This window comes from Neobacillus fumarioli NBRC 102428 (assembly GCF_001591485.1).
GTDB lineage: Bacteria > Bacillota > Bacilli > Bacillales > Cytobacillaceae > Neobacillus > Neobacillus fumarioli.
This window is the reverse complement of the sequence record NZ_BCUZ01000018.1, coordinates 12,814-35,553: the sequence shown is the minus strand read 5'-3', so window position 1 is coordinate 35,553 and position 22,740 is coordinate 12,814. Positions and strand designations below refer to the sequence as shown.

Here is a 22,740-nt window from a genome sequence, read left to right as displayed (position 1 = left end):
TTAATCTTTCTCCTAAAGAAACCCTTCCGGCACTCTAGCACGAAAGGGTTTTTCTTCAAGGTTATTTATTTAACAATGCAAGAACAGTATCTAAAATCACATTGACTCCTTTTTCGCAATCTTCCCAGGTGGTCAGTTCTTCTTCGCAATGGCTTTTTCCATTAATACTTGGGACAAACAGCATGACCGATGGGACGAGGCTTGCGATGAACTGGGCATCGTGGCCTGCGCCGCTGACCATTCGCTTGTTGGAATAACCGAGCGACTTTGCGGATTGTTCCAAAAGCACGCACAGTTCCGGTTCGAACCATACCGTATCCCGCTCCCATAATTTAGCTACTTTCACCTCGCAACCTTCACTGACACCTAAATAAGGCAGCCCCTGAATGATGTTTTTGACTGTATTGACGATCTCCATATCTTTGTGCCGCGCTTCAAGTGTAAATATGACCTTATTAGGGATCACGGTATGAATGCTTGGATATACATTCACCCGACCGATGGTGAATACTAAATCTTCATCTAGTGAACCTAAGCGGCTGCGGATTTCATTAATTAAGTTATTCGCAGCAAAAAGAGCATCCTTGCGCATCTTCATCGGAGTCGTACCGGCATGGTCCGATTCCCCTGTTACCTCAACCTCATAACAGGCCATTCCCACGACACACTCCACTACCCCTATTGAAGTCGCTTCTTTTTCTAAAATAGGACCTTGTTCTATATGCATTTCTAAATAAGCGGTTCCTTTCCTTAACCGGTTTTCCGCATCACCGGCATACCCAATTCCTTTTAAAGCTTCCTCAAATGTAATGCCCGCTGCGTCTTTCTTTTGCATCATAGCCGACTTATCAAATTTACCAGACAGAACACCTGAGGCCATCATGGACGGTTCAAATCTCGCTCCCTCTTCATTGGTAAAATTGACAATCGTAATCGGGATTTTCGGTTTTATTTTATGATCCACCAGCGTTCTAACCACTTCTAACCCGGCTAATACCCCTAATACCCCGTCAAACCGGCCTCCTTTTTTAACTGAATCAAGATGGGAACCTATAAGAATGGGCGGCCTATTCTCCGTCCCTTCTAAGGTTGCATACATACAGCCCATATCATCAACCGTGACTGACATCCCTAACTCCTCACAGCAAGAACGGAAATAATCCCTTGCCTGTCGGTCTTCCTCTGTTAATGCCAGCCTTGTCACCCCATTGTTTTCTGTTCGGCCAAACGCAGCAAAACGCTCCAATTCCTGTTTTAATCGTTCCCCATTAATTAACAGTTTTTGTTTTTGCATGTATGCAGCCTCCTTCAAGGTTATACAGATAGTTCTATTATATAGTGATCGAAACCGCTGTCATTAGACAAAACATAAAATCTTTCGTATGGATTGTTTTATACATTGTAACCTTGTAATCTACTTGAATTTATATTAATATATTTGTATAAAAATACAACAAGGAGCACAACATGATTCCAACAAAATTAGTAGATGCAGAGTTAGCAGATTGGGCTGTAAAGCAAAGAAGGCATTTTCATATGTATCCGGAACTGTCAGGGCAGGAATTCGCCACGGCAGCTTATGTAAAAGAAAAATTGGCTGAGTTCGGAATTCCGATTGATTCTCGTTTCTCGGCACCTAATGTGGTCGGGTATATAAAAGGAACCGAAGGGAAAAAGACCATTGCATTAAGGGCAGACATGGATGCGCTCCCTATACAAGAAGAGGGTGACAAACCTTACCTTTCAACGGTTCCGGGAGTTATGCATGGATGCGGCCATGATGGACATACCGCGGTTTTGCTTGCTGCAGCAAAATGGATGAGCCAAAATCCGCAATTCATCAAAAATAATATTGTGCTGATTTTTCAAAGTTCGGAGGAAGCTTCACCGAGCGGCGCACAACAGCTTGTCAAAGAAGGGGTGCTGGATGGTGTCGATGCCATTTACGGGATTCATTTGATGTCCAATTTACCGCTTGGAAAAATCGGCTTTGCTCCCGGCTATGCCATGGCATCTTGCAATGATTTTGACATCACGATCGAAGGAAAAGGCGGACACGGCGGCCAGCCGCATGAGACGATCGACCCCATTTATATTGCTACCCATCTGATTCAGGCATTTCAATCCGTTGTCAGCCGCAATTTAAACCCGCTTCATGCTGGGGTGATTTCCATCGGCGGGATGCAGGCAGGTCATTCCTATAATGTCATTCCGTCTGAAGTAAAGATAAAAGGAACAATTCGCGCGATGACCTATGAGGCTGCCGAGCTAATGCATGACAAAACAGCACAGCTTACAGAATCGATCTGTTCCAGCTTTGGCGCCAAGGGCACTTATCAATACATTGAAGGAACCCCTCCACTTTACAATCATCCGGAGGCTTGCGAATTTGCGAAACAATTGATTGAAAATACATTCGGTCCCGATATCTTTACCGTAGTAGAACCGAGAATGGGAGCTGAAGATTTTTCCTATTATTTAAAGGAAAAAGTCGGAGCCTTTATCAATGTGGGAATGCAAAGTGAAAAAAGCAAGTACCCACACCATCATCCACAATTTGATATCGATGAAACTGCCATTCCTACGGCTATAGAACTGATGCTTCAGCTGGCCTTAAATAGCTGAAACAGCAACCCAAGAATTGTTGTTAAATCAACATTTCTTGGGTTTTTTACATTGCTTGCTCTTTCATATATCCCTTCAGTGTTTCAATAAAGGTTTTTAGAGCTTTCGTCTGAAAGGCGGAACGGGATACAAGGCTAAAGTTTCGTTTAAACGGTAGTCCTTGAACTTTCAACATGGCTATGTACCCATTGGTCAGCTCTTTTTCAATCGTCCACCTTGACAGCAGGCTAATCCCAAGCCCTGCCTCAACGGATTCCTTAATGACCTGGGTACTTCCGAATTCCATTATGTGTTTCGGAGTAAACTCATGCAATTGAAAAAAGTGATCTGCTGCCTGCCTTGTGCCGGATCCCTCTTCCCGCAATATCCACGTCTCGTCCTCTAAATCTTTTATCCTCAGCTCTTCGCTCTTGGTCAAAAAAGGATGTTTGGGTGAAGCCACAATGACCATTTGATCTTCAGAAACAATTTCCGCATTCATTTGCTTATCTTCAAAAAATCCTTCGATAATGCCGATATCCAATTGGTACGTGTTGACCATATCGATAATTTCTTTTGTATTATGGATCGTAATGGACGGGCTGATCAGGGGATATTGTTTTTTAAGCCTTGCAATAATATGCGGGAGAATATATTCGCCGAACGTGTAGCTCGCGCCAATGGAAATCGCACCGCTTGCATGATTGGTCAGGTCATCGACTAAGTATTGCATTTTTGCATAAAGGGCAAGGATTTCCTTCGCATGATGGTAAACAATTTCCCCTGCCTTATTCAGCCGGACATATTTGTTGCTACGTTCGAGTAGCCTAGTACCTACCGACTGTTCCAATGTTCTGATATATTGGCTGACGGCCGGCTGCGTCATGTGCAATTCGTCCGCGGCTTTTGAAAAATTTGCTTTTTCGACAACTTTTGTAAATACATGTAAGTGCAAATCCAATGTTCTCACCTTCACCCATTTTTTACTTTGCAATTGGCTGAACCCCTTACAAAAACTCATTTATATCATTTTACTTATCATCCTCATTATATATCATTATTTTCCTTATCTATAAGTCAGAAGTACACTTATCATATAAAAAAAATCAGAGGTGAGGTTATGGAAAGCCAAGGTGCAAGAACTTTGACGATTAGAGAGGAAGAAAATCAACAAAAGAAGTCCAAACCGCGTGATTCGGCTGGATTATGGCTAGGGGGAATTGCATTCACCGTTGTGATTGCTGCCATTGGTTTTGTGCTTGCAAAGGTGCCTGGATTTGATCATGTCGGTCCGCTGGCCTGTGCGATTGTAATCGCCATCATTTACCGGCAATTTTTCGGCTATCCGGAAGCGATCAGGTCGGGAATTCAATTTTCCGCTAAACGTTTTTTACGCTTTGCGATTATTTTATACGGTTTAAAGTTAAATATTGATGTGGTGTTTCATCAAGGACTCAGTCTACTTGCCCGCGATGTCGGGGTGATTGCTTTTGCGATATTGACGACCGTTTGGCTAGGAAAATTATTAAAAGCTGAATCAGCCTTATCCCTGCTCTTAGGAGTGGGAACCGGGGTCTGCGGTGCGGCTGCCATTGCGGCGGTTTCTCCGATCGTGAAAGCCGATGATGAAGACACAGCAATTGGGGCTGGCATCATCGCTCTTGTGGGGACTATTTTTTCACTGGCCTATACGATTATTCGGCCTTTCCTGCATGTATCAGCTATCCATTACGGTATCTGGAGCGGAATCAGCCTTCATGAAATTGCCCATGTCGCCCTGGCAGGTGCGCCCGCTGGCCCGGATGCACTGGCAATTTCCTTACTGGCCAAGCTAGGCAGGGTTCTGTTGCTAGTTCCTTTATGCTTTATTCTAATGTATTGGATGAAACGGAAAAATAGCGGGAATACGGGGGATACGAAGATTGAATTCCCGTGGTTCTTGATCGGCTTTATGCTAATGAGCTTGTTCGGCAGCTATTGTTTAGGCAAGTCGATTCATGTTTCGCAAGGATTTATGAACGGAGTTTCCAACCTCACGACCTTTATCTTAACATCAGCAATGGTCGGGCTTGGGCTGAATGTCAGCCTGAAAGACCTTCGCACAAAAGCATTAAGACCGCTGATCGCTATGCTGATTACATCTGTGGTATTGTCGGTTGGTGCGTTTTTTATTGCTTAAAGGTTTTTCTTATAGAGAATCGTTTATGAATAAACTTTCAATAGGAGCCGGGTCCTTAATAATCCCCGACTCCTTCTATATTACATCCAACCGTCCACCCCACACGGACATTTGTCCACGAATGGTGTCAGGCACCATTATGACCCCATTTAATATCCTTTCTTATGCGGCTGGTGGCTCCAGGCGTTGAAGGGTTCGTAGGTGTTATCTGTCGGGATGTGAATCATGGGAATGCTGCGCTTCTGTTTAGGTAAGGTGAATTGGTGGTAGATATATTGATCTTCGAATCCAGCTTGGGCTGCATCTTGACTAGTACCAGCGTAATAGATATATTTCAGTCTTGCCCAATAGATAGCTCCAAGGCACATGGGGCATGGTTCACAACTTGTGTACAGTTCGCAGCCAGTCAGCTGATAACGATTTAAATATTTGCAGGCCGCACGTATGGCTTCGACTTCGGCGTGAGCGGTCGGATCATTTTTGGCTGTTACTTGATTGCGGCCGATACTGATGAGATGTCCGTTTCGCACAATTACCGCCCCAAATGGCCCACCTCTGTTGGTAAGCACATTCTCAAGCGCAATGTCCACCGCCATCTTCATAAAGATCTCTTCTCTCACATGCGATCCCCCAATTGTTTAGACATTTTCCCTATTTTAAAGTATTATCATTTGTTCGAAAAAAGAATGTCATTTACTAACAATTCTAATAATCCTTCTTGATAGGCAGCCACCCCTGTTCGAGCCATAATGTTTGCGGTTTCTTTCAGAATGGGATCGTCGATATTTTTTAATTGTGAAAGTCTGTTTGTGATCGTCTCCTCTGACATGGCCTTCTTATACGATTCGAAATCCATTCTCCAGATTTTAACGTGCTCAGGGTATCGCCTTTTCAACCTTTGGGCCATTAATAATCCTTCCGGGTCGAGATCCCCTGAATAATAGATGGTATATCCGGATTCCACCAATCTGTCGAAAAATAACCAGCTTGCTACTTTAAATTGGCCATGTGTACAGACAATCGGTTTATTCGGCACTGCATCCATAAGTGCCGAGCAGACTCCCGAGTTTTCTACCACCCAAACGGTTTCGCCTTCTAACGGCACGATTCTTTCAAGAATTACCAGTTCCCTTACTGGAATATTCATGACAGTCCCAAGCTGGGCGGCCGCTTCCCATACAGGATGCTCTTTCTGCTGAACAAATGCCTTAAAGCCTCTGCACGTCACAAAATTCCATAAATCATCACGGAGAATTCCATAGTTTAACAGCAGTTCATTCACTTGTTCTGTACTTGATGAAACAAATCCTTTCTCCGGATGCCATGTAAGATAATGCAAAAATAATTTTCCAAGGGGCTGGGTCCGGTCAAATGAGTGAGGATTACCGGTCACTCTTTGAGAAAACAATGGCAGCCGCTCATATTGCCCCGGCTCAGGCAACATTTCTACTGCATGGGCCAGCTGCTGAATCAAGCCCTCCAAATCATTTGGGTTATGCTGATACATCATTTGAATAAAGCGGGTATCCGGCTCTTTATTGATCACCCGTTCAAGCCACCCCTTCAGGTTCGGATTCTTCGCGGCCTGCTGCTGGTAAAATGTTATTTCCGCCTCATTTTTAGCCGCTTTCTCCTCAGCCTTCGAAATAAGCGGCTCTGCAAAATACATCTCCAGCAATTGCTTTAACGACAGCCCCTCCAAGTTGGTTTTTGCCAACTGCTGTTCAAACACTTTTAAAGGGAGTGATCCTTTTTCTCTTAAAAAATTAGTGGAGCTGCCCAGAAATCCGGCCAGTGATTCCAGCTCTTCTCCTGAAAAATCATCCAGTTTCACCGAACCACCAATCCTTCCAACAGAACGGTATTTATCACGAAATTTCCGAAACAGCTTATCAAAGCCTGGATCCTGACGAAATAATTCAATTATTTTCACTGTACTTCACCTCAAAAAAATAAGCCCTTGCAGCAGAACGCTGTGCAAGAACCGAAAGACATAAAAGACGGTCTGTGCGAGAGTGATGATGAATCATCCAAGAGTTAAATTCATTTAACCGAGAATAAATGATTCATCCGAGAGTTAAGTCGACTTATCCGAGAATAAATCGACTTATCCAGTAAATTCCGCATAAACCATGATCGTTACTCCTGCAGTACTGGTTCGGGGAGATCGAGTACCTTTTTCTCTCCGTCCCATTTATAGCGGATCACGGTCACGAAGGCGGCATTTTTCGGGCGGACCAGTTCGCAGATGGACAACCCTGATACTGTATCATAATCGCCCCATAAGGCCTGTGAATTCATGATGTAATTAAAGCCAAGCTCCTCTACTACCTGGAACATGTCGCGAATATTATTCTCATCCACACCGGCAAACGCCTCATCAAGTGAAATGATGTACGGTGCTGTCGGCGCCGCCTCCTGGTAGCGCGAGAAGGCTGCAGTGAACAGCGGAATATACATCGCCATTGCCTTCTCACCGCCGCTGAATTTATAAAATGCATTGTTCGTAAGTTCCCGCTTTGGTTCCCCTTCTCGGCGGTAAGACAGAATAAATGAAAACCACTTGCGGTAATCGAGCACTTCTTTTAATACCTGATGAAGAGTATTCCCTTCATTGCGAAGCTCGATCAATTCTTTCGCTTTGGCAATTTTCGATTGGAAGTGGCGGGTAATTTTATTTAAATCCTCTTCTTTTAAAAATTTGCTGTTCATTTGCAAAAGTTCAACAAGTTCCTGGGTATCCAGCTCTTCCTCTGTTTCAGCCGTTTTTGGCTTCCAGGAGATAGAGAAGGTTAGCCCGGATGAGGTATTGCGGTTTTCCATCAGCCTGTCCATATCTTTGATCCACTTTTGCGCCCGGTGGATCCGGCCCCGTAAAACACTGCCGACTGATTTCAAGATAATATCCTCATATAATTGTCGGTCTTGTTCATCAAGCCATTGCTGCTGGTTGGACAGCTCTTTCTCCAATGAATCAAAAACATAATATGGGCTTACTTTCTGGCCTTGATATTCCATCAAAATCATTTTTCGCCGGTTTACTTGCTTCCACAGCTGCAGCTGAACACTTTCATTTTCATTGAGTTCGGCAAAATCAAGCGACTCTGGCAGTTGGTGTTGCTCGTCATATTCCGTTAAACGGTATTCCATTAAGTTCGGCTGCTCATTATAATACGCTTTCGTCAGCTGCTCATTCATTTTCGCCCGGTCATATTTTTTCAGCTCGCCTCGGAAAGCTTCATGGATTGCTTGGGGCGCCGCATCTTCTACTTGAATAAATTGGCGAGAAAGCTCTTGTTTAAAGGCTTCTTGCCATGCCGTAAACAGCCCCATCCAAAATGCAGCCTCGCGTTCGGCGGCTTTCAGCTTTTCTTGCTGCTGTTTTAACTTTTCTTCTTTAGCAGGGAGTTTGCCGTTGACGTCTTCCAGATGCCGTTCAATCGCTAATAACTCCTGCTGCACCTCTTCAATCCGCTGAAGAATGTCATCCATTCCTTTCAGATTTAACTGATTTTGAATGGCTTCAATCTCGGCCTTAGTCTTTTTGATCCGGCTTTCAAGCTCATTTTGTTCAGCAGCCGTTTCAAGAATTTCTTCTTCAAGCTCTTCCAATCTCTTATGAGCCACTCGGGAATCCTTATGGAAGTTTACAAGATGGATTCTTACCTTTTCCAGCTCGTTTAAGAAATTTTGATAGCTTTTCATATATTTATGGGCGGAAAAATAGGTTTCCATATCTGGCTTGAGTTCCAGATGTTTTGATTTTTCCTGAATCTTGTGCTTCACTTCTTGGAACTGAGCTGCTGCCTCCTTATATTGGCCATCCACCCGGTTCCAGGCTATTTGCTTTGCATCGATCTCATTGCGATACGTCTCGATCTGCCGGTAGATTTCTTTTAAATCGCGGTCTTGCGGGAACGTATCCTTGACGAGTTTTGCTTCCTGATAGAAACCATCAAGCCGTTGTTTCTCTCTCTCCAGTTCATGCAGTTCCAGAGTAACCTCGGCTATTTGCGCCTCAAATTCAGCAATTTTTTCCCGTTGGAATCTTTTCCGAGAAGAGCGGCCGATAAAGCGTGATGTTTCCCCTTCTTTTGGAGCATGTCCAAATATATCCCCCATACGATAATAGCCATTTTCATCGATGCTAATCGACCCATTTGTATCAAAAGATGGCTCCTCGCCAATTAGGATCGTTCTTAACACATCATCAACCAACTGAGGTGACACTGGATGATCTTTATCAAGGTCCGGCTGTAAATAATCTGCCAGTGTATGACCAAACACCGATGGATTCGGGCGAATATACCGGTCATCCTGGATTCCCTCCGGATTTTCTATAATCAAACTATCCAGAATCCCGGAATGTTTTAATGCTGCCTCAATTCGTTCCTTTTGCTCAGTAGTTACATGTTCCTGAAATTCAACAGCCGCATAGAACGGAACAAACACTTTCCCTTGTTCTGTTAATTGTTCCCGAAAACGAGTTGTTGCTTCTGCCCGCTCCGGTTCCGGATCGGTCATGTTTTTCCATTTATTGAGTTCTTCCTCATAACGTTCTTTTTCGCGCTTGTTTAGTTCCAACTGATGTTCCAGTTGTGCGATTTGCTGGATGAGTTTTTGCTGATAAGCATAAATGGTCTCGAGAACCGGCGCCTTGACGTCCTCATAGCTTGCCTGATCGTAAAGAAAGTGAATTTTGCGGGAAAGCTCCTGCATGGCAGCATCTTCAAATTCCAGTTCCGGATGCTGCCGGACCCATTGGAAAACAGCAGTCTCAAGTGTCTGCCGGTCTGTTTCAAATAGCTTTTCCAAATCGTCTAATTCGTTCTTCAGCTTATCGATTTGCTGCTTTAATTCGGAAGCCTCGCGGAGCTTTTCTTCCATTTTACTGCGGAATTGCTCCTGAACGATAAAATCATTTTTGATTTCATCAAGCAAATCAGCATGGCGGGCGGCTTCCTTTTTCCATAACGTAAAGTCGAATAGTTGAACCCCGCTGTTGCGTTTTAAATCTTCTACATTGATTTCATGCTGAGAAAAAGCAGCTTTTCGGGCATCCCGTTCCATCTCATCAAACAGTTCTGCTTCCTGTTTTTCCAGGTGAAAGATTTCATTGCTGATTTCATCCAGCTTTTTCCGCTCGACAAGTTCTTGTGCTTTTTTCGTATCTAAATATCTCGTTTTCTTTTCTAAATCTTGATGATAAACAGAGAGTTTTTCCTGAGTATCGGTTAATTCTTTCTGTAATCCCCATACTTCATGCCGGTTTAGACGTTCCCGCTCTCCTTCAGCAACTGTTTTTCTCCGCTTCAATTCTTCCTGGTTGGTTTGAAGCCCGCTTATTTCCTCGTTTAACTGCTCAATCAGCATTTCCGTATCCTGCTTATTTTTTAATGCTGTTTGATAACTCTTTTCCGTTTTCAGCACATAATCTGCTTTTTCGGCTAAAATATAACGATTGTACGTATCATAAACATCGACGAGTTTCTTCGCAGCCCGGTGCTCTCGCTCCAGTTGTTCAAGCTGCTGCCTTGCCTGATCCATATTTTCAATCGTATCGGATAAATGCCTTAAGTCATCATCACTAAGGGGTGGCAGGGATGACTCAAGAATCTCGTAAATCACGGTCGGGCGGAAATCTTTTGATAGCTTCGGGCTGCGGAGCTGAATCAAAAGTTTGATTAATTCATCATAGGCCTCAAGCGTTTGGAAACCAAAAATGTACTTGTTCACCAGGCTCATATATTCCTTCTGGCCGCGCACTACCTCGCCGCCTTCGCCAATTCGGTTCTCCAGCTCCTTTGCGGACAGGGGAATTTTTTCTCCCTGATGGGACTGGTACAGCTGAAAGTCCACGCCAATTCGTCGGTTATCGGTGATGACGAAACCCCAGAATTTCATTTCCCGATGGCGCTTTGCCTGCAGGCCGATTCCAGTGGTGATAAATTGCTGGCTGTCTTCCTTTTTATATTCCAGAAATAAATACCCTGTCCGTTCATCGCGTCCAGCTACATCTTTTTCACCTAGGAGATAATCTTCCATTCTCCGTGCTTTTGATCCGAACGGGTCGAGCCGGTCAGGCGTTTTCTTCCCATCTAGCAATACCGGAAGAAAGCTCTGCATCGTGACAGATTTTCCGGAACCGTTGCTGCCGCGGAGCAACAGCTTGCCGTCGGTAAAATCAAAAATTTCTTCATCATAGTACCAGAAGTTCAGCAGCCCAGCTCGGTTCATTTTCCATTTATTCATTGGCTTCCACTTCCTTCATAAAATCTTTCGGGTAAGCGCCTGAAAGCAGACCTAACAGCGGCTTTAACATAATCATGCCTGTTTCCGCATGGACCTCTGCCATAAGCCATGATTCCATTACTTGCAGCAATTCATCAGCAAGTGCAGCCAGAGAAGAATCACGGTACGATTTCGTCCAGCCCTCGCTATATTTTCTTCTCAAGCTGTCAAGTAAAGCTTCGAACTCTCCTCTTGTTAATAAAATTTCACCCCATTCGTTTGGAATAAAATCGTCCTTTCGGGCATGAATTTCACCGGACATTTGCAAGATGATGTCACTCGTTCCTTTTTGGTCGGGAAAAGTCGTTTGGAAAGCTTTTGGCTCAGCTGTTGTCAGCATGCCTGCATTTTTATATAACGCAAATTGGAAAGCGGTATGCTTTTCAATATCATCCAGAATTCGGTTGCGGAAGGTACGCAAGTAAAGAAAATCCGGGTCGTTTTGCTGCTTCCGATAAATGACAGGAGAGATGAAAAGCTTGCGATACACTCTTTTCCTGCGCTCATCATCACCTTGTAGTTTCCATTCTTGACTTAAAATATCTTCCCAATTCGTATAACGGAAAAGATCGTCCGGATAGGAACGCATGAAGTAACGGCTGTAAATCGTCACTTCATAAAGTGCTTCCTGTTCCTGGTCATTATCAAATTTGTTTACATCACCATCAATTGCGCGGATTAAGTGGAAATTCATCATCACCTGGACAGCTCTGATTAATGATTTTCGATGGGTGTAAATCGTCCAATCAAGTGGGATATCTCCCGGATAATCAGCACGGATGCTCTCACATAACTCAGAAAGCAAAAACTGTTCATCGATGGCTTTTCCTTCGATAAACGACAGCGCGCACGAAAAGATAGCATAGTCCATTGGCTCCTGAAATTGCTGGATTCCCATCCAGCTTTCCGGCTCGACTGGAATTTTTTCCAGCTTAGCAAAGTAGCGATGGATGATCAGACGGAGGCCAAACTTTTCATCAATATAGCGGCGGAGCACTTTTTCCCGTTCACGAATTATTTGGTACCACTCCGGCCGCTCCGAACGCAAAATCCAATAATGGTCGAAAAGCAATCTTAGGGCCTGCTGGGCTTTTTCATCGAATAATTGGTCTTCCATGGGGCAATCACCTCCTGTAAAAATCAGTAGAGTATTGGTAATACTTTTGCTCGGAATCTTCCCCTTGCAAAAAAATATTAGCTTGCAAGACATACTCCAGTGTTAAGGATCCATAGTAAAAAATTGAAATCAACAACGGTGAAGTTCTAAAGATAAGCCCCATCTCATTAGCTTTCGGAAAAAATCAGTTCAGCATCAGGCATTTCTAACATACCGTCTTCAGAGCGAAGGTAAACCCGGTTATGTTCATCGAGTGTAACTTTAACGGTCATGCCAAAGTCTGTTTTGACCTTTTGCTCCTTGGTTGCCATTGATTTTCCGATCCATGTCAATAGCATTTTCCGTACAAACGGCTCGATCACCGGAAGTTCAGAAATTTGGATGCGGTTATTTTTCATATATTTTTGGATTAGCTGCTTTTCTTCTTCCAACTGTAGCAAATAAAGCTTTCGCATTGTTTCTTTTTCGGCCTGGTTGCCGATTATAGCTCCCGGCTTTGTTTTTTCACGGTAGCGGTTGGTTCGGGGTTTAATTGTAAGTTCAAGCGGCTTTATATCCCAAACATCGGCATAAATATCTTCAGTCGGCATCGCTTCGCTCATCATATGCCGGGTTTCAATCGTCCCGAACACGACTGCGGAAAGCTTATGTGCTTCCCGTATATCTTCGAGGCCGGAAAACCATTTTGCGAGATGAAGATAATCTTTTCTCCTGCTGCGAAAATTTTGATGGCGCTCTCCAATTCGCTGCACGTAGCGGGTAATTCTGCGAATCATTTCATTTGTTTGCAGCTGCAGCATATCAAGTTCGCTTTGATGGTTCGGGCTGCCAAGGAACCATTGGTATAGTGACTGCCAAAGATCGACATGTTCCTCCAGCAGCTCTTCTTTTGAAAGTCCCGCATCTTCCAAACGTGGAATCGAGAGTTTATGCTGCATGACAGCTTCATAAATTTGCGCACATTTTTCATCGTTAAGTTCGGTTAGCCTTTGCTGGATTTGCATGGATGTTTTTTGCAGGGAAACAATGAAATCGCGTAAGTAGGCGGTAAATTGATTTTTATAAACAAGAAATGCCTCTGTCTGCATTTGTTCCTCTGTTTTTTCACTATTGATATAGGCGATATAGTCCGCGGTGTTGCGGCGGATATTGCGGAAGTAGCTGAAAATGTCGTCCCATATTTGCGCGATTTCTTCATTATTAGGCTGAGGTTTGGGAGCCAGCTCTTTTTCTAGCTGGATGAGTGCCTGCAAGAGCCTGTCGAACTGTGTCCGCTCCAAGGATCCTTTGAAAGAGTCACCAAGTTTTTCTAAACTTTGCAGCATCCGCTCAATTTCAACAGTATATGGGGTACACTGGTAACGGAATCGCTTCTTTTTATATTCCTCAATTGTTTTTGCGTTTCCCATATCTTGGCGGGCGATCAGGTTATTCCACTTCACCAGCTGGGCAAGATCCAGGTGCAGCTGCTCCTCTGTATAGGTTTGAAATTCCGAAATGTCTTTCAAATAATTAAAAATTTCTTCTGGAGTAATATAATCTCTCATTCTCTCATGCTGAATAAAGAAAAAACGCAAAATCGTCCGATAACTCCAAGCCTTCTCAGCCGTCAAATAACTGGCTTCCACAACTTTCTTCATCGTATTCTCAACCATAACCTCACCACTTCTCCGACAAACTTACCTAAAGTATATCGAAGAAACACGAAAAATTGAAAGGAAATTATTAGGGGAACAAGAAAAGAGCAAGCGCCTTGGTCAGCCCCGACAGGCAAATGTTCTGCACTAAAAGTCTAGTTTTTGTCCCGTGGGGCTAGGCGCCGGGAGCTGGGCAATTTTCAAAGTCGGAACTTATAAATTCTTACATTATAAAAACACCAAAAAAAACACCGCTGTAGCTTCCAAATGTCCACTGGAGACGGACAAATGTCCACGAGCGGTGCCTGACACCTTTTTAAGATGCTCTTTTTACGTTTTTAAATTGTCCTTTTGAGAGGACGGTTTTTTCTAGTCGGTGAGCAAGAACTCCTGCTAAAATGGAGAGGATGATATCTTTGGGCAGGGGTGGAATCATCCATAACCAGGCCATTTTGTATGTAAATCCAGCCGGTGCAGCTGCCCATAGTTTAAAGGTAAAATACATCCAGTTTGTTCCAAACAGGTAGTTTACAGCCATTCCAATTAAAGCAGCGGTAATGTAGGCTGATAAGCTTGTCTTTCTTTCTATGATCTTACCTATGATGAATGCGACAAAAATAAAGGAAACAATGAAACCAAATGTCGGACTAAAGATGATCCGAAGCCCGCCGCTAAAGCCAGCAAAAACGGGCACACCTACCAATCCAACCAACATATAAACAATCATGGCAATTGCGCCTATCCTGCTCCCCAAAATTAAGCCGGCCAACACGGCAAAAAACGTCTGCAATGTAATCGGCACACCGCCAACATGCAAAAACGGCGCAATCGAAGTAATATTCGCCCCAATGGCTGTCAACGCCACAAACATACCAACAAGGGTAATATCAAGCGCTCTTAATTTCTTCATCTCATAATCTCCCACCCTAAAATAAAATTCCAACTAAAATTAAAATAAAGCGGTGGAGGATCTTTTGTCAACTAAAAAAAGTTTTTAGTTAACACTAGTATTTGGTGTCAGGCACCGCAAAAAGACAAAATAAAAGAATTGTCCATCCTGGGTGGACAAAATTGCGTTTTGTCCACGAGTGGTGCCTGACACCATATAAAGTGACACCCTATAAAGGGATACCTTATAAAGGGATACCTTATAAAGCTGTGAAACTGACAGCGAGTTTTGCTCCTAGTACGGCATTGTTTTTTACAAGGGCAATGTTGGATTCTAAGCTTTTGCCACCTGTTAAGTCTTTGACTTTTGCGAGCAGGAATGGGGTGACTTCTTTGCCGGATATGTGCTGTTCATTTGCTTCCTTCAAAGCCGATTCAATTACAGCTGTGATTGTTTTTTCATCCATTGCATGTTCTTCTGGAATGGGGTTGGCAATGACGGCGCCGCCTTTTAGGTTTAAATCCCACTTTGTCTTTAATGTAGCGGCAATAGTCTCAACATCATTGGCACGGAAGTTAACTGAAAAATTACTTGTGCGTGTATAAAAAGCCGGCAGTATATCAGTTTGATAGCCGATTACAGGTACCCCCTTTGTTTCCAAGTATTCCAAGGTCAACCCCAAGTCCAGAATGGATTTGGCTCCGGCACAAATGACTGCCACATTGGTTTGTGCCAGCTCTTCAAGGTCAGCCGATATATCCATCGTCGTTTCAGCCCCGCGGTGTACGCCGCCAATTCCTCCTGTAACGAAGATAGGGATGCCTGCCAATTCTGCACAAATCATCGTCGCTGCGACCGTTGTCGCTCCCTTTTTCTTCGTGGCAAGCAAATATGCCAAATCACGGCGCGATGCTTTTGCTACATCTGAGCTTTTTCCGAACATTTCAAGTTCCGAATCCGATAAGCCGATTTTAATTTTCCCATCTAAAATGGCAATTGTGGCTGGAATAGCGCCATTCTCGCGGATCATTTGTTCTACTTCGCGAGCGGTTTGAACGTTTTGTGGATAAGGCATTCCATGTGAGATGATGGTAGACTCCAATGCAACAATGGGTTTTCCCTGTTCTTTTGCAGTCCGTACTTCTTCTGAAAATGAAATATATTGGTTCATTCAAATTCCTCCATGTCTTTTCGTAATTGTGCAGGGGATAAATCCTGTCTTACCGTGTAGGCTGATCTCAATGTTTTAACAGCATTGACTGTCCCAGCCTTTGCAATGTCACGCAAGTTATTCCCTTCAAGCCATGAATAAATGACCGCGGCCGAAAACGCATCACCAGCTCCGGTAACATCGACTATTTCCATTGTTTCAATTGAAGGAATATGAAAAATCCCCTCTGTCTTATTGCCAACCATCGCTCCGTTTTTTCCATCGGTAATAATGGCATTTAAAATGCCAAGAGATAACCATTTTTCAAGTGCCTGGCACCATTCCGTTCGATTTGTAATTTTACTTTTAAAATAATTTTCCGATTCATCACGATTGGTAATCAACCAGGTAATACCATTTAAGTCATCCGGAAGATGCTTCATTTTTGGCGATGAAACTGGTATTAGAACCAGTGGTCTTTCGTGTTTTTTGGCAAAATGACATAAAAATTGCAGTGTTTCCTTAGGACAGTTTAAATCGGCAATGATGCATTTTGCTCTGCTTAACAACAGCTCCTGTTTTAAAAGGAGTCCTGGTGTCAGCAATTCATATACCTCCATGTCAGCAAGGGCAATGACTAACTCCCCATTTGGGTCTAATACGGCAGTATATGAACCGGTGGACATCCCCCGTATTTTTGCTGCTTTTTCTAGGTTCATATATAAAGAAGACGATTCTTCAATGAATGCCCAGTCACTATCCGAGCCACAAGCTGTGATTAACGTTACCTCCATTCCGAGCCGCCCAAGGTTCTCAGCGATATTACGGGCTACACCTCCTACGCTGCGAACGGATTTGACCGGGTTGGAAGTCCCCGACTGTGCCTGGTCTTTGAGATAGAATTTACGGTCTAAGTTAGCCCCGCCAATGCAAACGATTTCCTTTGATTCGTTTAAAATATAAGCTCTTCCTAAAATATGACCCTTTCTCGTCAGCCCGGATACAATATTAGCTACTGAAGGCCGCGATAATCCGACAGCTTCAGCAAGCTCCTGCTGGGAAATATAAGGATTTTTTCGTATTAAACTAAAAACCAGCTGTTCCTTCTCAGTCATACCTCCTGTCACACACTCACCTCATTTGATTTAAACTTTTGTTTATTCTGTAAACTTCTGTTTAAATTGTACTTCAATTAATTTTGTACGTAAAGCGTTTTCAATTCTTTGCTACCGAACTTACTTGGACTTTTTTAGCAATACCAGCTGCTCCCAAACATGCCTAAGGATTCAAGAAAAATGAATACATCCGAAGAAATCAACCTCAAGTATTCCGCCTCCTAACTATAAAAGCAAAACTATTTTCAAAAAGTGATCAATTGAGATTTAAAACAAAACTGTCCACCCACCGTGGACAAAATTGCGTTTTGTCCACGAGCGGTGCCTGACACCCAACGTTACCCCCCAACGATGCACATGTATATATCTGACTCATAAAATGGAAATAAAAAGGGAAAAGGGATATTATTAGAATGAAAAGATGTGATGTGTTATGAGGAAAAATATGATCAACCCTCTCTTGTTTCAGAACCTTCAGGAGACGGGGATGACGTTTGATGATGTTTTTAAGCGGATTGTCAAATTTATGAAAGCCAACCCCAGTGGATGCTTTCGGTTAATGGTTGGAACAGATTCCCAAGTTCATAAAGGGCATACGACTTTTATTACAGGGATTGTTATTCAAAATGAAGGAAAAGGTGTATGGGCCTGTATCAGAAAGTTCATTGTACCAAGAAAAATGCTCCAACTGCACGAGCGGATTTCCCTTGAACTTTCGCTTACCGAAGAGATTGTCAGCATGTTTACAGAAGAACGGAAAAGCGAACTGATCAATATTGTTCTTCCCTATCTATACCAAGGTGCAACCTTTACCATGGAAGGCCATATCGACATCGGGGCAGGTAAACGAAATAAAACCAGCGAATTCGTAAAAGAAATGGTAGCAAGAATGGAATCCATGGGAGTCGAACCAAAAATCAAACCCGATGCCTTCGTAGCCTCAAGCTATGCAAACCGCTACACAAAATAAAGTGTCAGGCACCACAAAAAGACATTTCCCTATTTTGTCCATCTGGGGTGGACATTTTGGTTTTTTCTGGAATGATCCGTCTTCAAAAAGCGCTTGAGTCCATTAATAATGGATTCAAGCGCTTTTTGTTTTGGCGGGTGATTTGCTCTTCTTGCACTATCATATTATCAAGAATAATTAAAACAATACTTCACTTTAAAAGGTTATTCAGGTGGATCCATTGAAGGGAAATTGCTTTTATTTTCATTCTTAAAAATATCAATTACAAACCCTGACAGACAAGAAAATAATCATTTTCAATTTCAACTGCATGCAGTTGGTAATAACGATAAAGAAAGGATATTTCTGGCGTTATCGTTATGTAATTAAGAACCTATCTCCTATAATAGAGATAAGTCCCTGGTTTTATCTCCTTAGCGGGAGAATTTCATAATAAGTTACGATTCGCCAAATCCATTCAAGCGGACCGAAGCGAAAGTACCTTAACCAAACAGTGCTGAACACAAGCTGAATAAAATAAATAATACAACAAACGAAAAGCGACTGGATATAGGTAATCCTGCCAAACAAATGGCTACCCGCCAAAATAAGCGCTGTTTGACCAACATAATTGGTCAACGCCATCCGGCCGTAATTTTTTAAAGAGAAAAATAACTTGCGAAAAAGCGGAATTTGCAAACTACAAAGCATGATTCCAACATAACAAGCGGAAACAATAGGACCAACCGCAATACCAACGCGTAAAAATTCCTGGCCCTCAACTTGCAAATAATGGTATTGCAGGATTAAAGCCATAATACTACCGATTAATATAACAAACGCAAAAATCAGCAGCTTCTTCCTCAGATGTCCAATCCTTTCAAACACCCGAAATTGGCCTGCAGCTATTCCTAATAACATAAGGGGAACCGTCATAAAAATTTTAATCGAAAATAAACTTAAGACGAATAATAAAACCGCCCCAAAGAAAAGATTCACAAACTTGTTTGCCTGATAAAATGGCAAAATGATCAGGCCGCATACGGCATAAATCGTTAATGCCTCCCCCTGCTGAAATTGCATATGAACCAGACCGAAGAAAAGCAGCACACACATCCGCCTAAAAAAACAAACCTTGGGATTCCTTTGTGCTGCTCTGGTCATAAAAATATAAAACCCAACCCCAAATAAAAAGGTGAAAATCGTGTAAAACCGCCCCTCGACAAATCCATATAGAAACTTCCAGTAAAAAGCGTCGAGCGTTTTCGATTCCGGCGGTTTTATGCCCAGCATATGAGTGATGTTCACAAGGATTATCCCAAGTAAAGCAAATCCCCGTAAATAGTCCAGTTCATCAATTCTCTCGCTAAGTTCAATGGATTTCATATCTAGCTCCTAAAAACATTAATAATTTTTAATTCGCTAGTATACCAACAAATCCCTCTTATCGAAACTTGCAGAGAAATGCCAAAAAGCTTAGATAAAAATTTATATCTTTAAGAAAACTGTTTGGAACCCGAACAGCCTCAGTAATACTTTTTGGGAAAAAAAACCGCTTGAACTCGTTCTCAAGCGGTTTTGTCAATCCTTTTTTGCAGATTTTTGCAATCTCATCAGCTACAAACTGCATATTTGTGCCTACAATCACTTGAATGCTTTGCTTGCCGACGATATTAATGCCCGGCACACCTGTAGCTTTAATTTTCTTTTGATCTGCGACATTCATATTTCACAATCGAGGAACCCAGTTATCCACAAAACAAGAAAAAATAATTTAATAAACGATACCATGGGATTTTTCATGTCCATCTGAGCCCTTTTGGATAATGATTTTTCATCACATGGTCGGATAATTTCCCCCAGCCAATCGAGAAACCGTCCACTTCAATCAAATACCAGCCCTTAGGGCCAGCCGCTTCTAAAGATTCCCCTCTTAAGTAAGAGTAGATTTCACGGGAGTCCATTCCCAAGCTCCATTTATGGTTTACCTGATCTCCGTTTAACGTTAATGCCAAGGCGTGTGAAGGTTCGAAACGATTCTTTTTCAACGTACCCAAGTGCCAGCCCGGCCGTAGCACCTTTAAATTTTCTAGAGAGAGCATGTCCTTCGGCGGTACATATAAATGCTCGCCAAATAATAGGTAATCCCCTTTTGGTGTCTCACGCAATGATTCATCGACGAATTGGAAATAACTTTTCAGCTGTTTCGGATTCGTTAAAAGATTTGCATATTTGCGTTTTGCAGGCTCCTCACCGTCCGTTTTACGCAAAACAGCAATATAATGCCCCTCCCCCTGAACATGGTGCGGCCAAATCCGGATTGTTTTTTCTATATTGGCCGCTGGATGTGGTATCCATTCTGCCCGTCCTTTGTCAAAACCTTCAAAAACATGAACGTCTACCACTTCGAAATTCGGATTCTCTTGCAAAAATGCGCTGATAGTCCCTTCATTTTCTTCCGGAGAAAATGTGCAGGTCGAATAGACAAGCCGTCCTCCTGGACGCAGCATGGTCTCTGCATGCTTTAAAATGTCAAGCTGACGCGCTGCACATAAAGCAACGTTCTCAGTACTCCATTCGGCACAAGCGTCAGGGTCTTTACGAAACATCCCTTCACCCGAGCACGGGGCATCGACTAAAATCCGGTCAAAGTAGGCGGGAAACCTTTCCGCCAGCCGGGCCGGGGTTTCATTGGTAACAACAGCGTTTCGAACCCCCATCCGTTCAATGTTTTGCGAAAGAATTTTGGCGCGGGCGGGGTGAATCTCGTTGGTCACCAGCAGCCCTTGCTGTTGCATTTTTCCGGCAATATGGGTTGTCTTCCCTCCGGGTGCTGCGCACAAATCCAGCACCTTCTCCCCTGGCTGCGGGTCGAGGAATTCACCAGCGGCCATGGCGCTTGGCTCTTGAATATAATACAGCCCGGCTTCATGGTATGGATGCTTTCCCGGCCGGTCCTCAGCTTGATAGTAAAAACCTTCCTTTACCCATGGAATTTTCTTCAAAGTAAAAGGACTTATGTTCAAAAATTCCTCCATCGATACTTTGAGGGTGTTCACGCGAAGACCCTGTGCCTTGTTTTCTTCATAACTTTGTAAAAAAGTATCATAGTCATCTTTTAAAAGTTGTTTCATTTTGATAAGAAAGTCCTGTGGAAGTTCCATTTTCCAACACTCCGTGCAAATTTCTAGTATATATCTAACCCATTAATGAAGATAAATATTTTGCCGTCATGGCTCCCTGTCCGACAGAAGAGGCAATACTGGAACAGATGGAGGGAGTGCACACATCACCAATAGCAAAAATTGCACTGTTACTCGTCTGCCCATTTTCCCCGGTTACGATGAGGCCTTGTTCATTTATGTCAACTTTTCCTTCTACCAACTCGCTGTTTCGTTTAATCCCGATTCTGACGAATACCGCATCCACATTTAAGGTGGAAGTCTCACCAGTATGATTCAGAAGGCTGATAGATGTCACGCGGTTTTCTCCGTGGATCGCTGTTACTTGGGTATCTGTCATAATGGTTATATTGCTTTTCTTTGTAGCCAGCTCGATAAATTGTGATCTTGCTTTAAAGGTTTGCGAGCGATGAATTAAGTACACATTGACGCCTGCATCCGCTAAAATAATGGCTCCTTCAAACGCACGATCTCCGCCGCCTACTACGGCAACTGTTTTATTTTTCAACTTTGGGCCATCCGAAGTGGCGGAATAATCTTCACCCCGTTTAAGCATTTCCTGCTCACCAGGAACGCCTAACCGCCTTTGCCCTGCCCCGGATGCAAGAACTAAATAGTGGAAATGGATGGTTTCAATTTTTCCTTCCTGATCAACTGTTACCGTTTTTTGCGAATCATCAATGGAAAGTACAGTCGAATTCAGGCTGCAGCAGCAATCCAGGCTGGAGATGTGCTCTGCAAATATTAATTGAATTTTACGGCCATTCTCAGCGTACATACCGGGATAATCAATGATTTCATTTTGAATTTTTGTCAGCTGGCCGCCCAATTCTTGCTTTTTTTCCAGAAGGAGATGGTCAATTCCCAGCCTCTTGCACCAAATGGCAGCGGAAATTCCTGCCGGCCCTCCCCCTATAATGATGACATCCACATGCCGCATATCCTCACTCCCCTCTCCATAAATGGTTAACGAACTTCTCAAACTCCAGCCAGCTCTTCACCCTTGGGACATTCACATCCCTGTTGTAAGGATAATCCATCGCCACTGCAGTTCTTCCTGTAGCAGAAAAGCCGAGTAGATTATGCGGGGCATCATCAAATAACAAATCACCGACAATCATGTCCTTGCGATGGGCAAAAATCAAATTCTTTCGTCCAATAAATGGAAGATGCTGCTCCACCCAGCATTCTTTCTCAGCATAAGCTGTGGAAACACTGCTCGTTACGATGAATATATGATGTTTGTTATGTAATCTTTCCAGCACCTCAAGAGCAAAGGGGAGCGGCTTCAATCCTAAAAACAACCCCGGCTCCTTTAAATAATCATAAATCCTCAAACCGCACTCCGGCTTCACATACCTCTCCGACTCCCAGCACTGCAGCCTGTCCACCGTCAAATCATCATCATAATCCCGATTATAGCGCCGATGCCACTCCGACATCAAATCACAAATAACCGAATCCATATCAATCAACAACGTCCTCATACGCCACAATCTTCCCCTTCAACACAACTACCCATAAACTGTAAATGTCCACCCCACGCGGACAAAACAGCAATTTGTCCACGAGCGGTGCCTGACACCAACATATAATAATGGTAAAATTAATCATACTATTTATTGAC

17 protein-coding genes and 1 pseudogene are annotated in these 22,740 nt (G+C 43.2%); 3 read left to right on the top strand and 15 right to left on the bottom strand.

Annotated features, from left to right (window positions below; all coding sequences use genetic code 11):
* Positions 1 to 61: 61 nt before the first annotated feature.
* Complete coding sequence (locus BFU02S_RS05300; protein WP_066367582.1) at positions 62 to 1,294, bottom strand: Zn-dependent hydrolase; 1,233 nt, start codon at positions 1,292 to 1,294, stop codon at positions 62 to 64.
* Between the two features lie 173 nt (positions 1,295 to 1,467).
* On the opposite strand from BFU02S_RS05300, the gene BFU02S_RS05295 reads away from it, so the two are divergent.
* The gene (locus BFU02S_RS05295) at positions 1,468 to 2,625 is read left to right on the top strand and encodes a M20 metallopeptidase family protein (protein WP_066367580.1); all 1,158 of its coding nucleotides are present in this window, start codon (positions 1,468 to 1,470) and stop codon (positions 2,623 to 2,625) included.
* 46 nt (positions 2,626 to 2,671) lie between these two features.
* On the opposite strand, the gene BFU02S_RS05290 is transcribed toward BFU02S_RS05295, so the two are convergent.
* On the bottom strand, positions 2,672 to 3,565 hold the full coding sequence (locus BFU02S_RS05290) for a LysR family transcriptional regulator (protein ID WP_066367591.1): 894 nt from the start codon (positions 3,563 to 3,565) through the stop codon (positions 2,672 to 2,674).
* Positions 3,566 to 3,724: 159 nt separating this feature from the next.
* Between BFU02S_RS05290 and BFU02S_RS05285 the strand changes: the two genes are divergently transcribed.
* Entirely contained in the window at positions 3,725 to 4,783 is a 1,059-nt protein-coding gene (locus BFU02S_RS05285) for a YeiH family protein (protein ID WP_066367578.1), read from the top strand.
* Positions 4,784 to 4,932: 149 nt separating this feature from the next.
* On the opposite strand, the gene BFU02S_RS05280 is transcribed toward BFU02S_RS05285, so the two are convergent.
* The 8 genes from BFU02S_RS05280 to BFU02S_RS05245 all read right to left on the bottom strand — a co-directional run bounded on the left by BFU02S_RS05280 (position 4,933) and on the right by BFU02S_RS05245 (position 16,982).
* On the bottom strand, positions 4,933 to 5,403 hold the full coding sequence (locus BFU02S_RS05280; protein WP_157075858.1) for a nucleoside deaminase: 471 nt from the start codon (positions 5,401 to 5,403) through the stop codon (positions 4,933 to 4,935).
* 47 nt (positions 5,404 to 5,450) lie between these two features.
* Positions 5,451 to 6,716: a TIGR02679 family protein gene (locus BFU02S_RS05275; protein WP_066367573.1), complete on the bottom strand. Its 1,266-nt coding sequence runs from the start codon at positions 6,714 to 6,716 to the stop codon at positions 5,451 to 5,453.
* A 206-nt stretch (positions 6,717 to 6,922) separates the two neighbouring features.
* Positions 6,923 to 11,035 carry a TIGR02680 family protein gene (locus BFU02S_RS05270; RefSeq protein WP_235841984.1) on the bottom strand — a complete coding sequence of 1,371 codons (4,113 nt, stop codon included), beginning with the start codon at positions 11,033 to 11,035 and terminating at the stop codon, positions 6,923 to 6,925.
* Complete coding sequence (locus BFU02S_RS05265) at positions 11,028 to 12,191, bottom strand: TIGR02678 family protein (protein ID WP_066367571.1); 1,164 nt, start codon at positions 12,189 to 12,191, stop codon at positions 11,028 to 11,030. The genes BFU02S_RS05270 and BFU02S_RS05265 overlap by 8 nt, the downstream gene beginning before the upstream one ends.
* 167 nt (positions 12,192 to 12,358) lie before the next feature.
* Complete coding sequence (locus BFU02S_RS05260; protein ID WP_066367570.1) at positions 12,359 to 13,846, bottom strand: TIGR02677 family protein; 1,488 nt, start codon at positions 13,844 to 13,846, stop codon at positions 12,359 to 12,361.
* A gap of 298 nt (positions 13,847 to 14,144) precedes the next feature.
* Positions 14,145 to 14,738 carry a biotin transporter BioY gene (locus BFU02S_RS05255; protein WP_066367568.1) on the bottom strand — a complete coding sequence of 198 codons (594 nt, stop codon included), beginning with the start codon at positions 14,736 to 14,738 and terminating at the stop codon, positions 14,145 to 14,147.
* Positions 14,739 to 14,976: 238 nt separating this feature from the next.
* The gene (locus BFU02S_RS05250) at positions 14,977 to 15,888 is read right to left on the bottom strand and encodes a pseudouridine-5'-phosphate glycosidase (RefSeq protein ID WP_066367565.1); all 912 of its coding nucleotides are present in this window, start codon (positions 15,886 to 15,888) and stop codon (positions 14,977 to 14,979) included.
* On the bottom strand, positions 15,885 to 16,982 hold the full coding sequence (locus BFU02S_RS05245) for a PfkB family carbohydrate kinase (RefSeq protein WP_066367563.1): 1,098 nt from the start codon (positions 16,980 to 16,982) through the stop codon (positions 15,885 to 15,887). Before BFU02S_RS05245 ends, BFU02S_RS05250 begins: the two co-directional genes overlap by 4 nt.
* 445 nt (positions 16,983 to 17,427) lie before the next feature.
* Here BFU02S_RS05245 and BFU02S_RS05240 point away from each other — a divergent pair, with 445 nt between their 5' ends.
* Positions 17,428 to 17,952: a ribonuclease H-like YkuK family protein gene (locus BFU02S_RS05240; protein ID WP_066367560.1), complete on the top strand. Its 525-nt coding sequence runs from the start codon at positions 17,428 to 17,430 to the stop codon at positions 17,950 to 17,952.
* Between the two features lie 405 nt (positions 17,953 to 18,357).
* Here the strand turns inward: BFU02S_RS05240 and BFU02S_RS05235 are convergent, their stop codons facing one another.
* The 5 genes and pseudogenes from BFU02S_RS05235 to BFU02S_RS05215 all read right to left on the bottom strand — a co-directional run bounded on the left by BFU02S_RS05235 (position 18,358) and on the right by BFU02S_RS05215 (position 22,600).
* On the bottom strand, positions 18,358 to 19,317 hold the full coding sequence (locus tag BFU02S_RS05235; RefSeq protein ID WP_066367559.1) for a DUF418 domain-containing protein: 960 nt from the start codon (positions 19,315 to 19,317) through the stop codon (positions 18,358 to 18,360).
* A 205-nt stretch (positions 19,318 to 19,522) separates the two neighbouring features.
* Positions 19,523 to 19,660: pseudogene (locus BFU02S_RS17815) on the bottom strand (PTS sugar transporter subunit IIB); the annotation flags it as partial.
* A gap of 70 nt (positions 19,661 to 19,730) precedes the next feature.
* Positions 19,731 to 21,095 (bottom strand): RsmF rRNA methyltransferase first C-terminal domain-containing protein, encoded by a 1,365-nt coding sequence (locus BFU02S_RS05225; protein WP_066367553.1) that lies wholly within the window; start codon positions 21,093 to 21,095, stop codon positions 19,731 to 19,733.
* Between the two features lie 34 nt (positions 21,096 to 21,129).
* Positions 21,130 to 22,095, bottom strand: coding sequence for an NAD(P)/FAD-dependent oxidoreductase (locus BFU02S_RS05220; RefSeq protein ID WP_369690645.1), 966 nt, complete (start codon positions 22,093 to 22,095; stop codon positions 21,130 to 21,132).
* Positions 22,058 to 22,600, bottom strand: a complete 543-nt coding sequence (locus BFU02S_RS05215; protein ID WP_066367549.1) for a 5' nucleotidase, NT5C type — start codon at positions 22,598 to 22,600, stop codon at positions 22,058 to 22,060. The genes BFU02S_RS05220 and BFU02S_RS05215 overlap by 38 nt, the downstream gene beginning before the upstream one ends.
* Positions 22,601 to 22,740 lie beyond the last annotated feature (140 nt).

Coding starts and splice junctions, on each gene's coding strand:
- BFU02S_RS05235 (WP_066367559.1), bottom strand. CDS start 19,317: ATGAAATCCATTGAACTTAGCGAGAGAATTGATGAACTGGACTATTTA.
- BFU02S_RS05255 (WP_066367568.1), bottom strand. CDS start 14,738: ATGAAGAAATTAAGAGCGCTTGATATTACCCTTGTTGGTATGTTTGTG.
- BFU02S_RS05225 (WP_066367553.1), bottom strand. CDS start 21,095: ATGGAACTTCCACAGGACTTTCTTATCAAAATGAAACAACTTTTAAAA.
- BFU02S_RS05265 (WP_066367571.1), bottom strand. CDS start 12,191: ATGGAAGACCAATTATTCGATGAAAAAGCCCAGCAGGCCCTAAGATTG.
- BFU02S_RS05245 (WP_066367563.1), bottom strand. CDS start 16,982: ATGACTGAGAAGGAACAGCTGGTTTTTAGTTTAATACGAAAAAATCCT.
- BFU02S_RS05295 (WP_066367580.1), top strand. CDS start 1,468: ATGATTCCAACAAAATTAGTAGATGCAGAGTTAGCAGATTGGGCTGTA.
- BFU02S_RS05300 (WP_066367582.1), bottom strand. CDS start 1,294: ATGCAAAAACAAAAACTGTTAATTAATGGGGAACGATTAAAACAGGAA.
- BFU02S_RS05250 (WP_066367565.1), bottom strand. CDS start 15,888: ATGAACCAATATATTTCATTTTCAGAAGAAGTACGGACTGCAAAAGAA.
- BFU02S_RS05215 (WP_066367549.1), bottom strand. CDS start 22,600: ATGAGGACGTTGTTGATTGATATGGATTCGGTTATTTGTGATTTGATG.
- BFU02S_RS05270 (WP_235841984.1), bottom strand. CDS start 11,035: ATGAATAAATGGAAAATGAACCGAGCTGGGCTGCTGAACTTCTGGTAC.
- BFU02S_RS05285 (WP_066367578.1), top strand. CDS start 3,725: ATGGAAAGCCAAGGTGCAAGAACTTTGACGATTAGAGAGGAAGAAAAT.
- BFU02S_RS05240 (WP_066367560.1), top strand. CDS start 17,428: ATGATCAACCCTCTCTTGTTTCAGAACCTTCAGGAGACGGGGATGACG.
- BFU02S_RS05260 (WP_066367570.1), bottom strand. CDS start 13,846: ATGGTTGAGAATACGATGAAGAAAGTTGTGGAAGCCAGTTATTTGACG.